The 15,468-nt window shown below is 33.5% G+C and carries 8 protein-coding genes; 3 read left to right on the top strand and 5 right to left on the bottom strand.

Annotated elements, in window-relative coordinates; translation table 11 throughout:
* Positions 1-85: 85 nt before the first annotated feature.
* Complete coding sequence (locus tag QYS49_RS14630; protein ID WP_308348312.1) at positions 86-2,248, bottom strand: S9 family peptidase; 2,163 nt, start codon at positions 2,246-2,248, stop codon at positions 86-88.
* 508 nt (positions 2,249-2,756) lie between these two features.
* On the opposite strand from QYS49_RS14630, the gene ligA reads away from it, so the two are divergent.
* From ligA to dapA, 3 genes are read left to right on the top strand one after another with little or no spacing between them, the layout of a single operon-like run.
* Complete coding sequence (gene ligA, locus QYS49_RS14625) at positions 2,757-4,772, top strand: NAD-dependent DNA ligase LigA (protein ID WP_308348310.1); 2,016 nt, start codon at positions 2,757-2,759, stop codon at positions 4,770-4,772.
* Between the two features lie 3 nt (positions 4,773-4,775).
* Entirely contained in the window at positions 4,776-5,306 is a 531-nt protein-coding gene (locus QYS49_RS14620; protein ID WP_308348309.1) for a DUF6913 domain-containing protein, read from the top strand.
* A complete protein-coding gene (dapA, locus tag QYS49_RS14615; RefSeq protein ID WP_308348308.1) occupies positions 5,278-6,180 on the top strand; it encodes a 4-hydroxy-tetrahydrodipicolinate synthase in 903 nt (300 codons plus the stop codon). The genes QYS49_RS14620 and dapA overlap by 29 nt, the downstream gene beginning before the upstream one ends.
* A 97-nt stretch (positions 6,181-6,277) precedes the next feature.
* Here the strand turns inward: dapA and QYS49_RS14610 are convergent, their stop codons facing one another.
* The 4 genes from QYS49_RS14610 to QYS49_RS14595 form a co-directional block, all read right to left on the bottom strand.
* Complete coding sequence (locus QYS49_RS14610) at positions 6,278-8,317, bottom strand: OmpA family protein (protein WP_308348306.1); 2,040 nt, start codon at positions 8,315-8,317, stop codon at positions 6,278-6,280.
* Between the two features lie 100 nt (positions 8,318-8,417).
* The gene (locus QYS49_RS14605; protein ID WP_308348304.1) at positions 8,418-10,181 is read right to left on the bottom strand and encodes a UvrD-helicase domain-containing protein; all 1,764 of its coding nucleotides are present in this window, start codon (positions 10,179-10,181) and stop codon (positions 8,418-8,420) included.
* Between the two features lie 276 nt (positions 10,182-10,457).
* Positions 10,458-14,555 (bottom strand): hypothetical protein, encoded by a 4,098-nt coding sequence (locus QYS49_RS14600; RefSeq protein ID WP_308348302.1) that lies wholly within the window; start codon positions 14,553-14,555, stop codon positions 10,458-10,460.
* A gap of 130 nt (positions 14,556-14,685) precedes the next feature.
* Entirely contained in the window at positions 14,686-15,414 is a 729-nt protein-coding gene (locus QYS49_RS14595) for an SDR family NAD(P)-dependent oxidoreductase (RefSeq protein WP_308348301.1), read from the bottom strand.
* Between the last annotated feature and the right edge of the window lie 54 nt (positions 15,415-15,468).

Raw genomic sequence — 15,468 nt, 5'->3', positions numbered from 1 at the left:
GAACAGATTTATTTGAAATTTTGAATAGGCTGTCTAGTCTTGAAGAAAAGAAAAAAGCCCAATTCTCACTGGGCTTTTTAATGTTTTATAAATTCTCTAACCACCACTTTGTCATCATTCTGAATAGGTGAGGTCTTGCACCTTGTTCACCTATGCCGTGAGTTCGGTCAGGGTAGTAGAATAAATCAAATTGTTTTCCTGCTTCTAATAAAGCATCAGAGTAAACGATGGTATGTTGAACATGAACATTGTCATCTCCTGTTCCATGAATAATCAAATAAGGATCCTCTAATTTATCAATTTTACTCAATGGAGAATTATCATCATAGCCGTCTGCGTTATCTTGTGGTAAGTCCATATATCGCTCCGTATATATGGTGTCATAATATCTCCAATTGGAAACCATTGCTACAGAAACTGCAGCATTGAAAACATCTGCACCATCTAAAATAGCATTCCCAGCCATATATCCGCCATAAGACCATCCCCAAATACCGATTCTTTCAGCATCCACATAATCCAGATTGCCTAAATACTTTCCTGTTTCAATCATATCTAAGGTTTCATATTTACCTAATTGTCTGTAAGTCATTTTCTTGAAAGCTTCTCCTCTTCCGCCAGTTCCTCTTGGATCAACTACTGCGACTATATAGCCTTTTTGGGTCATCATTTGATGCCAGTTGAATTGACTTCCACCCCAGCCATTTTGCACTTGTTGACTTCCAGGTCCACTATATTGATATACAATCACAGGATATTCTTTTGACTTATCAAAATCAGCAGGTTTCAAGAAATAACCGTTTAGGCTTACATCTTCTGAAGTCTTAAATTGAAAATATTCTTTATTCACAAATCCGAATTCTTCAGTGATGGATTTATAACTCGCATTGTCTTTTAAAGTGCTTAATTTTTCATTCCCTTTGGTTTGGTGCAAACTCACTTGATTAGGAGTAGTTGGGTTGCTATAGTATTTTAAATAATACTGATAATCATTACTCATATTTATACGAGTGATCCCCATTTCCTCACCGATCAATTGCTTTTTCTTTCCATTCCTTCCTATGGAATAGAAAGTGCGGTCTAAAGGAGAATTCTCTGTACTGATATAATAGATTTTGCTATCTTTTTGGTCAATGCCTACTATGCTTACTACTTCCCAATCTCCTTTAGTGATTTGTCTTACCAATTTGCCATCTAGGGTATAAAGGTAAAGATGTTTAAAACCGTCCTGCTCACTTGATTGAATGAAATATTTGCCATCATTGGTATAAGTTAAATCATCGCAATAATTCAGTGCTACATAAGTGTCTGATTCTTCTTTTAAAACCAATTTGCTTTCACCTGTAGAAGCATCAGCATGTAAAATTTCCAAAATGTTCTGTCTTCTATTCATTCTGATAATGCTCAATAGATTGGAATCTTTTGTCCACTGAACTCTAGGGATATATTGGTCTTTCTCTTCACCAATGTCCATTTTCACAGTTTCTTCAGAAGCTAAATCATAAACTGAAATCCATACGTAAGAATTTTCCTCTCCAGCTTTTGGGTATTTGTAGACATAGTTTTCAGGATACAACTCTCCGTCATTCCATTTCTGTAAGGTGTATTCTTTCACATGACTTTCGTCCATTGTATAGAAAGCCAGTTTTTTGCTGTCAGGTGACCAATAAAAAGTTTTAGTAATGTAAAATTCTTCTTCATAAACCCAATCAGAACCACCATTGATGATTTCATTGATTTTACCATCAGAGGTTACCTGAGTGGTATTTCCAGATGCTAAATCGAAGATGTAAATATTGTTTTCATATACATACGCCACTTTTTTAGCATCAGGCGAGAAAGTAGCAAACATTTGAGGGTTTTCAGATAAAGGCTTTAAACTCTTATCTTCCAAATTATATACATAATACTGAGCTGTGAATGATCGTCTGTAGATATAATTCACATCAGTCGCAAGCAATAATTTCTGCTCATCTTTACTGAAGGAATAGCTATTGATATTTAGTTCAGGATCCAGTTCGTTTCCATCAACTAAAGTTTCCACGACTTCTCCATTCTCCACATCAATTTTCTGGACTTTATTGTCATCCAATGCAGAATAGTACTTTCCGTCATTCATCCAATTGACATTGTAAACGGACTCTTGCCGGAAGGTACCTTTTTCATATATATCGGAAACGGTAATTTCTTTTTGAGCGAAAACTAAGCTCGTACTAATAAAACAAAGTATAAATAATAGGTTTTTCATATTCTATAAAATTAATTCAATCTCTAAAATAGGAAGGTTTTCTTAAAGTGAAAGCTTGAAATGGATTTAAAGGAAAGAGAAGAGGTTGAGTGGTAGTAATTAGGTTGGCAGGTTTTCAAGTTGGCTTGTTGACAAGTTGTAGATGTGCTAATTTTTTGATATACTGATTTTTCGATATGCTGATAATTGATTTATAATTTAGTAATCGTTTTGATACCAGCTGTTCCGTGCGTCATTCCCACGAAGGTGGGAATCTTGTCTTATTAAAACGAAGTTTTAATTATTTTAGCCAAGAAATAATGGATATAAAATACTCAAATAAGTAAACTGATATCCAGCGAAGTTAATATTTTAACCTTTGGTTAAAATCAATAGATTCCCACCTTCGTGGGAATGACGCACCGAGCCAAGTCTGAGAACCTTTCTTCCCAATATCAAATTTTAGTCACTTTTTAGCCAAACAAATAGGCAATTCATTAGATTTGTGATTTAAGCCTTCAGAAGTAAAATGGATAAAAAAGCAGCCGAACAAAAAATTCAGGAGTTAAGTGAAAAGCTTCATTATTATAATTATAAATACTATCAGGAAAGTGTTTCTGAAATTTCTGATTATGAGTTTGATATGATGCTAAAAGAGCTCATTGAGTTGGAAGAGCAATTTCCTGACTTGAAAACTTCCGATTCCCCTAGTCAGCGAGTGGGTGGCGATATCACTAAAAATTTCGAAACGGTTGAGCATAAAATCCCCATGCTTTCTTTGGGCAATACTTATTCCAAAGAAGAGTTGGATGATTTTGATGGTAGAGTAAAAAGAGGATTGGGGGATGAAGAGTATGAATATTTCTGTGAGCTTAAATTTGATGGTGTAGCCATCAGTTTGCATTATGAAAACGGTAAATTAATAAGAGGAGTAACTCGGGGAGATGGGACTAAAGGAGATGATATTACCAATAATGCTAAAACCATCCGTACTATTCCTCTGAAAGTGAGAGGCACAGAATTCCCTGAATATTTTGAAGCTAGAGGTGAGGTCTTTTTGCCAAGAGAAGCTTTTAATGAAATTAATAGAGAGCGAGAAGAAAATGGTGAAGCCCTTTTGGCAAACCCTAGAAATGCAGCCTCTGGAACATTGAAAATGCAGGATTCAGGAGTTGTTGCCAAAAGGAAATTGGACTGCTATTTATATTCCTATGCTGGTGAAGATTTGCCTATAGATTCCCATGAAGAAGGAATAAAACAATTGGAGAAATTTGGTTTTAATGTTTCTCAAAATTACAAAAAGTGTCAAAACATCAATGAGGTATTTGATTTCATCAATGAGTGGGAGGAAAAAAGACATTCCTTGCCGGTTGATACAGATGGTATTGTGATAAAAGTCAATAGCCTAGCTCAGCAAGAACAATTAGGTTTTACAGCAAAAAGTCCGAGATGGGCGATTGCTTATAAATACAAAGCAGAAAGCTCCACTACTGTTTTAAAAGAGATTACCTATCAGGTTGGAAGAACAGGCGCAGTTACCCCAGTCGCCAATTTAGAACCTGTTTCTTTGGCTGGAACGACCGTGAAACGAGCTTCATTGCATAATGCCAATGAAATTGCTCGACTGGACTTAAGGGTAGGTGATACAGTTCATGTGGAAAAAGGAGGCGAAATTATTCCGAAAATTACTGGAGTAGATTTGACCAAAAGAGATTTGGGAAGTTCTGAGGTGGAATATCTCAAAAACTGTCCCGAATGCGGAACAGAATTAGTAAGGGCTGAAGGAGAAGCTGTTCATTATTGCCCCAATAAAAAGGGATGCCCTCCACAAATTAAAGGATCCATAGAACATTATATTCAGCGAAAAGCCGCTGATATTGATTCCATGGGCGAGCGCACCATTCATATGTTGTATGAAAAAGGATTGGTAAATAATGTAGCGGATCTTTATGATTTGACTTATGAGGAGGTTTTTGAGCTAGAAGGCTTTAAAGAGTTAAGTAGTAAAAATCTTTTAAAAGGAATTGAAGACTCAAAGCAAATCCCATTTGAAAACATCTTATTCGGATTGGGTATCCGCTTTGTTGGAAAAACGGTAGCCGAGAAATTAGCAGCTCATTTTAAAAATATTGATAATTTGTCGAAAGCTTCCTTTGAAGAATTGATAGAAGTTCCTGAAATTGGCGAACGAATTGCCCAAAGCGTAGTGGAATATTTTCAGGATAAAGATACTATTGAATTGATTGAGCGTTTGAAATCAGCGGGCCTTCAATTTGAGATCAAAGAAACTGTAGTTGAGCAAAAAGGTAATGCGCTGGAAGGCAAGTCTTTGGTGGTTTCAGGAGTATTTGAGCATTACGGAAGAGATGAAATTAAGCAAGTAATTAAGCAATATGGTGGAAAAGTAGTTTCGGCTATTTCAGGAAAAGTAGATATATTAGTGGCTGGAGAAAATATGGGCCCTGCCAAAAGGCAAAAAGCAGAAAAACTAGGAGTGAAAATCATCGATGAAAATGAATTTCGTAGCCTGATAAAAGAAAATTAAACAGTGATTAAACACAAAATTCTATTATATAAAGTAAGAAGAGGGCAGAAGAAAAGTAAATTTTTACATCAGGCTTATCCATATAGTAAGCTCAAAAAAGTAGGAGTTATTTTTTCCTTCGATGATTTAAAAAAGCATGAGGCAGTCAAGAAATTCATCAAAACACTAAAAGCTGATGGGATAGAGGTAATTACTCTAGCATACAAACCCAAAGACACGCAAAATTTTGAATTCTATTTTGATTTTTTTGAAGATAGTGATTTCGGTTTCTTTGGGAAAATTGACAATCCTTATTTCCAAAGCTTTTTGAACCAAAAGTTGGAATATTTATTTTGCTTAGATGATTCGCTAAACTTGTATATGCAATATTTGTTAGTGCATTCAAAAACCGATGCAAGAATCGGAGCCTATCAGCCCACTGAAACAGAAGCCTCATTTTTTGAATTGATGATAAAGCCAAGAGAAAGTGGAGACACCAATATTTTAACAGAAGAGATTATTCATTATGTCAGAAAAATTTCAGGAAACAACTAAGAAATTTAAGGGGGTGGGACCTGCGTTAATCACCCCATTTAAAGAAGATTTAACAGTAGATAGGGAAGCTTTAGAAAAGCTATTGATACACACTGCCAAAGGAGCAGATTACTTTGTGGTGCAAGGAACTACAGGTGAATCAGCCACTACAACTTTAAAAGAAAAGCAAGAGATTTTAGCTCTTGTAAAAACGCATAATCCTAAAAACTTACCTATAGTTTTTGGAGCGGGTGGAAATAATACACAAGCTGTCATTGATTTTATAGGTCAGATTGATTTATCTGGAGTAGATGCTATCTTATCAGCATCTCCTCATTATAATAAACCTTCTCAGGAGGGGATTTATCAGCATTTTGTAAAAATCGCAGAAGCTTCACCAGTTCCTGTAATTTTATATAATGTTCCTGGAAGAACTGCTTCCAATATAAAAGCTGAAACCACTTTGAGATTGGCACAGCATGAAAATATTATTGGCATAAAAGAAGCTTCTGGTGATTTAGGACAGTGCATGGAAATCATGGCTGGAAAGCCTAAGGAATTCTTATTGATATCCGGTGATGATTTATTGACTAATGCTATGATTACATTAGGAGCAGTAGGGGTGATTTCAGTTTTAGCAAATCCATTTCCTGAAGTGTTTGCGGAAATGGTGCAGAATGCTTTGAAAGGAGATTTTGCCAAATCAAATGAAAGCCTTTTCAAATTATTGAGAGTTAATTCTCTAATGTATGAGGAAAGCAATCCGGTAGGAGCAAAAGAAGCATTACGCCAGCAAGGTGTATGCGGTAATTATGTAAGAATGCCTTTAATGCAAGCAACGGAAGGTTTATCTAAAAGAATAGCAGAGAAAATTAAGGAATCTGGATTGAAATAGATTATAAATTGTAGATACAAGCATCCCTTGTATCTACAATTTACTATCTTGTTGACCTGACTGGTATCAAAACGAATAAAGTTAAAATCATCAGTAATTATTTCTCCACAATTGTAAATTCTACCCGTCTGTTTTCTGCTCTTCCTGCTTCGGTATCATTGCTGCTGATAGGGGAGGTTTCTCCTAATCCTTTTGCCTTCATTCTTTCTGCTGAAATTCCTTTGTCTAAAAGATATTGCATAACGGCTTGAGCTCTACCTTCACTTAAGGTTAGATTATAATCATCACTCCCTTTGCTGTCTGTATGACCTATTATTTCAATTTTGATACCAGGATTTTGTGTCATCAAATCAGTTAATCTATCCAATTCTGGGAATGATGCTTCTTTTAGAGATGTTTTGTCAAAATTAAAATAGATATTATCAATAATGACAGTTTTGCCGACTTCTATTGGGGACATTAATAATTGCTTATTGTATTGAGTAAAATCCTGATTGTCTGCTATAAGAACTTCATCTTCAAGGTTGAGATAGTTAATTTTTTTACCCCTTATGATAAGTTCACCTGCTTTGGGTATTGACACTTCAAAGGTACCGTCTTTATTACTTTTTGTTTTTGTCAGAGTTGTATCTTGGATTTCAAAAGTTAATTCCGCTTCTAAAGGTTCTTGCGTTTTTTCGTCCAATACTATTCCTGAAATTATATAAGGCTTAAAAGCCTTTTTCATTTCATAATCTTTTCTGATTTCATGTTCATAAGTTCCTTCAGGAATTTCTACAATGAATGTTTCTTGAATATTTTGATAATCTTGAGATAGGATTTTTATTTGATATTCTCCACCACCTTCTAATGTCAATTCATATCCACCATCTTGAAATCTAGTTCTAGTCGAATCTTTGAAGTTATTTTTTGATACATAAACTGCTGCATTAACAGCCTGCATACTTTTCGAGTCTGTGATTAAGCCATATAAGTTTACTTTTGTTTTGATTGGGCTTAAAAGTAAATCTTTATAAATAATAGTATCTTCTATTATGGAACTTAAGTCTAAGGATTCATTCAATTGCTCATATCCAATTTTAGCAGCTATAAAATTGAATGGTTTATTTTTATAGGTTATGAATTGATAATTTCCATCTGAATCTACTTCATAATTTATGGGTTTATCCTCCTTAGGCTCTGCAGTTAAGAAAAGAGATAGTGGTTTTTTACTGTTTGCATCCAATACATTCCCTTTAATGGTGATTTTCGCTTTTGGAATCAAGCCATAAATATTCATATTACTGCCATCTGCACTTACATAGGTTCTGGTTGTGAATGCATTATTTCCCGATGCATCCACAGAAAAGTAGGAATCAAAACCATCAGTATTTATGGGTGGGCCAATATTTTCTGGCTCACTCCATTTTAACCAGCTATCATCTAACCTTCTTACTTTCCAAATATCTACACCACCAATTGTTCCTTCACGATTACTAGCATAATACATTACTTGATCATCTTCTGCTAAATAGGGCCCAAATTCGTCTTTATAAGTACTTAATGGTTCAATCATTATAGGTTTGCTGTAAGAGCCATCACTTTTTCTTTTGCTTAAATAGAGATCGCTATATGGCTTTTTCTCTCTTTCATTCATGTAGATAATAATAGCACTTCGATCTTGACTGATCGTAGCTCCAGAGAATATCCCTTTGCTCATATCTTCATAATCTTCAATTTCTAATTCCTCAGGTCTATTCCAGCCTTTTTCATCTTTAGTAACTATTGAAAAACCTTTTTTTCTATTATTACTACCCCCTCTAATGAAAAGTGAATTTCCATCATCAAGTATAGTAAATACCTGATTAAACTGGCGCTTATTAAAAGGAGATTCCATATGAATTGCTGGCCCCCAAGTGCCATCTGCTTGTTTGTCAGAATACCAGATGTCCTGTGAGTTATCTCTTCCTTCATTATTTTCAGGATGATTTGTAATCGTAAAGTATAACCTTTGATTATCTGGAGTTACTAAAGGAGCACTCTCATGATAGCGTGAATTTACCTCATCATTCAGTTTTACTAGCTGATATAATACCTGTTCATTTTGACTTAATGCAAAAAAAGGAATAAAGAAAAGAAGTGTTAAAAGTTTTTTCATCTTTACAAATTTCCCATAAAGATTAATAAAAAGAAGAAAAATAGCTATTTACCGATAAATAATATCAATTCGTCTGTAATATTTGAGTGGAGATTACATTTTACAAATCTTCAAATGAAAACAATTTTTGAATCCTTGCCCTGATGGCTCCTTTAGTTCTACCAAAATGATTAGCTAAATCTTTGGTGCTCAAACCTTCTTCGAACATAAATTTTAATTCTTTGTCCAATTCATCATTCCATGGCGCATAAGCTGATTTGTGTTTCTTTCTAACTTCCGCAAGGTCATAAGCCTTCTCCTCAAAGCTAGGCACTTTTAAGTCTTTTATGGATTGATTATTTTCTTCTTCTTTATGCTTCAATAAAACAATTTGCCCATTTTTAGCCCAATTTTCAGGAAGTAATTCTTCTTCTATAAAAAGCTTGTTTTGGGTTCGGGTTACGGCTACATATAATAAATTGATTTCTTCATTAAGCTTTTGTTTGATCAAATCAGGGAGGTCTTTTTGTTGTGTTAATTTCTTTAATTTCTCTTCTGTAAGGAAATCGTTTACCAACTGAACAGAGTCATATTCCATTCCTTTGCATCGGTGCACGGTGGAAAAAATGATGTGTGCTTTTTCTCTATCTTCATTTTCAACATGTTTCCCCTTTAATTGCTTGATGTATTTTGGGATTTCATTTCCATATTCTCTGACTAATTCCACCATCATTCCCAATTGCATGTCTTCGGTTTTGTCGATATACTCCTCTAAGTCCTCCAAAGAATTCATTTTTTTAATCAATGGGTCTTTGATGAATTTTCTTTTGCCATTGTAAAGGTTTAAAACATCATAAAGCGATGTTCCATCATCAGCATAAGTGTAGGAATTAATATTGCCTTCGAAGTAAATACCATCCAAATTCTCTCTTTCAGAAATGTAATCGATCGCCTTTGTCAAAAGCCCTAAATTGGTGCGTGCTAAAACTGCTTTTTGTTCTCCTTTTGAAGGTTCACCTTTTCCTGTGATTTGGAATTTCACAATCGGTTGAAGATATTTTTTTCTTTCTACTATGGCTTGAGCCAGATATGCAATTTTGTCATTAAATCTGAAACTACTTGACAATTCTAATCCTTTGAAATCCACCATTTCTAATGAATTAACGGCATACCTCCAAGAATAAATCTGTTGGTGAGTATCTCCTACAATCACTTTAGTAGCTTTTTGATTGAGAAAAACTTCCAACATAGCAGGGGAGGCATCTTGTCCCTCATCAAACAGGATGTAATCGTAATTAAGCTGAGGATTTTCAAGTTGGAATTTTTTCAAGTAAAAGTCGTGGGTGATAGCAATTTCTCCTTTATTCATTTTCGCCAAAAACTCACGGGTTTTCTTTTTGATATAGGAATAATTGCCCTTTACAAAAGCCAAAGCTTTTTTGTCTGAAATAGTGTCTTCATAATTCAATTCTTCCACCTTAGAAGCACTGCTATTGCAAAAGTAGGCAGTGAATTTATTAATGTGATTGGCGATAATCATTTCTGCCATAGGCTCACCAGTAATTTTAATACCTAATATATCAGCTAATTCATGATTTTTGTATCCGTTGCTGTTGATTTCCAGGTTATTTCCGATTACCACATGCTTAAAAGCCAAGGAATGAGCAGTTTGCACATCAACATTGAAAAGCTTCTTAGATTTAAATTTTTTGCTAGCTTCTAATTTTACAGATTTATTAAATGCCAGATAAAGTATTCTGCTGTTTTTGGGTCTGCTTTCAGCATAAGCAATCAAAGTGGTGGTTTTTCCTGAACCTGCTACTGCATTTATTTTGATGTTGCCATCTGATAAGATAATGGCGGATTGTTCTTCGGTTAATTGCATTGGTTGAAAGTTTTAAGCTAATCTGATTTTTAAAATAGCGCTATCAGATTTTTTTTCTGATAAAGTATTGACTTTAAAATTATTAAAAATTTGCTAATCTAAAAACCTGATGAGTGCTGTAAATTCAATATGACCAATATGTCATCTTGCTGCATTAGGCTGAATTCGACTTAGTTCCATACCTTTTACAGATGTTTTCACTTTTCTATTTAAATGCATCTTAATTTAGCTTTAAATACCAAAATGAAGGTAGAAGATAATGAGTTTATAAAAATATCACTCATCAATTTCCTCAATCGATTCCTTATTTTCTTTATAATAAGCTTTGGCTTCTTCTTTACTTTTATTGATTCCGATGCTGCTTACCGCTCCACTTAAAAGTGCTTTAGCCCAAAAATTAAAAATAGAACGACTTTTAATACGTTCAAAGAAAATATTGCCTTCTTGCAGACTGAACCATCTAGGATTTTTAGAGCTGACAACAAAACTATTGGCAAAAATGGTTTTTAGGTTGTTGCCAAAGCCTTTGGATTGATATGTTTCTCTATCTAGAATGTCAACTTTTAAGTTATTGTAACGAAATTCTATTAAACCTTCAGCATATTCATCACTACCCTTAAAGTTAATGTTCACTTCCTCATTAAAGCCAGATCGTACTTCAATTGCGCCCAGTGGAATCAGCATTTCATTTAAAGCTGTCAAATCTAATTCTCCTACCGTACCCATAAAATGAAATTCACTTTTCTCGGATGGCATTGGGAAATTCACTTTAGTTGAGAAATCAGCTTTTTCGTTTAGTTTTCCTGTGGCTTGAAGGATCATAGGTTTAGTATTTCTGAAATGGTGCGTTCGCATATTATACAGATAACCATTATCAATATTGAGGGTCATAGTCCCAATTCCTGAAGTTTCTTTAGGCATAATATGAATGTGAATATCAGAATTAACAAAAATAGTATCTACACTAAAAGCAAAATCCATTTCTGAAAGCAATTTCTGGGGCATAGGTACTTTTTTATCTTCGTTATGAGGCACATTCAAATCACGAAAAACGGTAAAGTCTCCATTTTCTAATTCCAATTTATTAACGATGAATTTTTGGCTGATTAGCAGGCTGTCAATATCGAGTTTCTTAACTTTTAAAGCTGAGACATCAAGCTTAAACCAATCATTTTGAAATTCAATGTGATCACTATATTCAAATCGGTCGTATTTTGAGCGCATTTTAATGTTGTGTGCGGCAAAATTTGATGAAGGATATCGGAAAGTATAGTCGTTGGCGGTAATCGTATAATGTTTGCCAAAATTTTCTCTATAATTTTTTCCACTAAATACCATTGAATTAATATGATGATGAATTTCTTTTGGATTAAGGGTAGAATCAAAAGCGATTGTATTGATCAATAAATCTGCTTTTCTTACATAATAATCTCTTTCATTTTCTTCATGATATATTTTTATATTTATATCACTTGAGAATAATTCTTGAATCTTTAGAGAATTGAATGGAAGCGCAACCTTTTGTGGAATCTTCTCGCTATCTTGATTTATTCTCAGATTAAGTGTGGTCTTAGTACTGCTGAATTTTTGAATATTGATTTGCTTCTTTTGCACATATTCATTGATATTAGCATTTTTCATTTTTATTCCACCTATTGTCAATGATGTGCTATTGTCAGACCTATTAAAAATAAATTCTTTAATTTCACCCGCTTGACTTTGGCTGTTGTAGTTTAGATTCCGAACGGAAATAGTGTCATTTGACGGAGAGTAAAATTTAAAGCTTTCATTGGATAAGATGAAATCATCAGCAAAGAAGAAATTTTGATTTTCATTCTCAGGAAAATTTAGGTTACGGAGTGTTAATTTAGCATCTGAACTCACGATCTGACTTTTCTTTTTTTCATCATTAAGTAAAAGAATGCTTGAGCCTGTTAGTTCTATTTTACTATTTTTAACAGCAAAGCTATACTCACTTTTATGGTCATTTGAAAAAGTGAAATTCTTTTTCAAATCACTCAAACCAGTATAATTTAATTGAGTAATTAGGCTCAACATGCTGTCTGCTTCAAAGCTTTTATTACTAATCAGAGCATTTTTATTGAAATTTATAAAGCTTATTTTAGGGATTTTAATGGAAATCGATAGGCTATCATTTAACTGATATGGACTAATCTGAAAATCATAAAGTGATAAGTTGGACGGATTTTTTGGAAGCGTCAATTTCGATAATCGAAATTGATGTTTGAGTTTATCATCTTTTAGCAAAAATTCTTTTGCTAAAACTTGAAAGAGTTTTACTTCATTTTGATAATTCAATTCTACATCAAAATCAGCTATAGATAAATTTCTATATTCATCTATCTGGTATTTTAAACCACCTTTTCTCAATAATACATTAATTGGTTTATCTGGAAATCCCCATTCATTACGGGCATTAGTTTTTTGTTTTAAATCTTTATAGCTCAAGTTAATAGTTGGCTTAAAAAGAGTCAGACTGTCTATACTGATTTTACTTCTATGGAGAATGCTATCCAATTGTATGCCTTTAAAACTCAGATAATCTACCTTAACTTTATCTTTAATATCTTCATAAGTGAAGTTTAAATTGGTTAAATCTAAGGAGTGCAGATTATTCTCAGATTGAAAAGTACTGACACGAAATTGACCATTTTCCAGTTTATAAAGCAATTCCTGTCCATTTATTAAAGTGCTATCCGCTATTTTATGCCATGAATGAAAGCCTGAATCAATTTTGAGAGAATGCGATTGTATGTTTAGAGAATTACCAACGAGAAATTCCCCAACACTTACATCAGTATTAAGAACAGAAAACTTTTTAAGTTTTACTTCCTTAAAATATTTACCTAAGATTTTAAATAATCTTTCAGGTGTAATCATACCATTTTGGTCTTCAGAATTTTTTAAATAAGGGGGAGTAATAGTGATTTTTGAATTACTTAAAGCTAGGTTCTTCAAATTGATTCGGTCATTATCATAAATGTCTCGGTGGGCAATGCCTTCCATCTCTAACAATGGTAAATTAAGATTGAATTGTGTTAACGTACTGTCATCAAGACTTCTTGATGGTTTTATTTCGAGGTTTTGGACTAATAAAGTAGAGTCTATAGTATTGAAGTTCAGTTTTTTGAATTTAATGTTATGTAAATTGTCAGGCAATAGGTAATCGTAATCATTGATCTCTACTGTAGCGTGCTCAAAATAATGGATGATATTTTGAATATCTCTTTGAGTAGAATCTAATTCAATATTAAACAATTCTATACTGATATTGTCTGATAAAAATCTTTGTTGGTTATCGCCTTTTAAAGTCAGATTTAAGCCACCTTCCTCAATTTTAAATTCATTAATTTTAATTAAATCAAAAAGTGCTAAAAGTGATGCGCCAATGCTGTTTTCTGCCTGTCCCGTATTTTTTTCTTTCGATTTTAAAACCGATTGTATTTTGATTTTTGGTTTGGGGATATTCACCTCTTTCACCACCAAGAAGTTATCTTCATAAGCTTTAAGATAGTTTATCCCTTTTAATTCCAAAGTTGGGATATCAATATCGTATACATTTTGGTTTTCCTTTTGGAATACTTTTTCTGGGTCGATGTCATCTCTTGCATTGATCTTAAAATTATTGAAATTAAGAATGGAATCTTTAGTGGATAATTCAAAACCATCAAAACTCAATTCATGTATGCTGTCAGGTAATAAAATGGATTGCTGGTTGACACCAAGATTTATGGCTTCCGAGTAAAAGATTTTTTTCCTTTTTGTTTTCTGAGATACTTCAAAGTTTTCAATATTGAAATCAATGGCTTTTAATCTGAAATTACTTGGTGAGTGATCAACTGTTCCACTTCTGACCTTCAGATAGTTGATTTGAAGTAATTCCAAATATTGAGAAATAACATCATAAAGCTCTCCTGTTTCTCGACCGAATTTCAGCGGCTTTTTTTCAGGATTGATTTTAGTCATAAACAATAATGGGTCTATAACCTCTATTCCATCTACCACCAATTCTTTATCAGTATAAATTCTTAAAACAGATTCTAATGAGATTTTCACTTCACCGACCTGAGCTTCATAAATGTTTTTTGAGTTAATGGAATCTTCACGATTTTTGGGAGTGGCAATTAATTTTATATTTCTTATTTCTATTGATTTCCTAAGAATATTTAGGTCAATTTCCTCATAATTAAATTGATAAAGCCCCTTACTTTCTTTGGTGATTAACTCTTGTAAATATTCACCCGAAATTCTATTCCCCATTTTCTTTAATTGGTCATTTACTATGTAACCAACGGATATAATGAGAATGGCAAAGCCGATAGTACGGTATAATCTTTTTCTGTTTCGGTTCATTTTAAATCTAAAAGCTTAAGATAAGCTTTTTGACTGAATTAGTAGAGGTTTTAAATTAAAACTTCAATAAGAAATATAAACTACTAATAAATCAGGTGATTTATTAATTTAGAACTAACGGTAAGAGGATTCAAACATCCCTCACATCTAAAATCACATCAGGATACTTCTCCAAATTATCAATAAAATGGAAATATTTTTCTGCCACTTCTTCTTCACTACTCAGCTGATTTTCTTCCTTTAAGTTTTTAAATTTCTCTACTCCGCTGAATGATTTTTTATCTGTACTGCGGATTTGTGTTTGCATTTCAGTATCCACCACGCCCGGAGCAATAGCTTTTATGATAAAGCCATTTCCATCCATTTCAGCTTCTTTAGCTGCTACTTTTGAAGCCATATCCAAAGCCGCTTTTGAAGCACAGTAACCTGACCAACCATCTACAGCATTTTTACCAGCTCCTGAACTTATATTGATGATGATTTTTTTTCCTTTAAAATTCTTAAAATCCTTCATAAACTGATTCATCAATAGGATAGGGGCACTCACATTTAAATCAAATAAATGCGGAATACTCTCATTTTCAATATTTCCTAAATGTCCAATATCACCCAAAGTCCCTGCATTATTAATCAGGACAATTCTTTCATAGTCTTTGGCTTCGGAGAAAAATTGAGGAAGCTCTTTTAGAAGATCGTGTATATCTGCTAAGTCAAAAGTCAAAGCCTTATAATTTTTATGCTCGATGGAATGAGTTCTGTTAATTCCCCAGACATCAGCACCTGTCTCCAAGGCTTTTTCAGCCAATCCTTTTCCTATGCCCTTGCTTGCTCCTGTAATGATGAATAATGATTTTTTCATGATCTAAATTTGAATGTTTTTTATATAATCGAATGAGATGGTTTAAGGTTTTCA

Origin of the sequence: Marivirga salinae, from assembly GCF_030503855.1 — a bacterium.
Classification (GTDB): domain Bacteria; phylum Bacteroidota; class Bacteroidia; order Cytophagales; family Cyclobacteriaceae; genus Marivirga; species Marivirga salinarum.
Note: the sequence above shows the minus strand (reverse complement) of the source record. Positions and strands in the feature narration are given on the sequence as shown.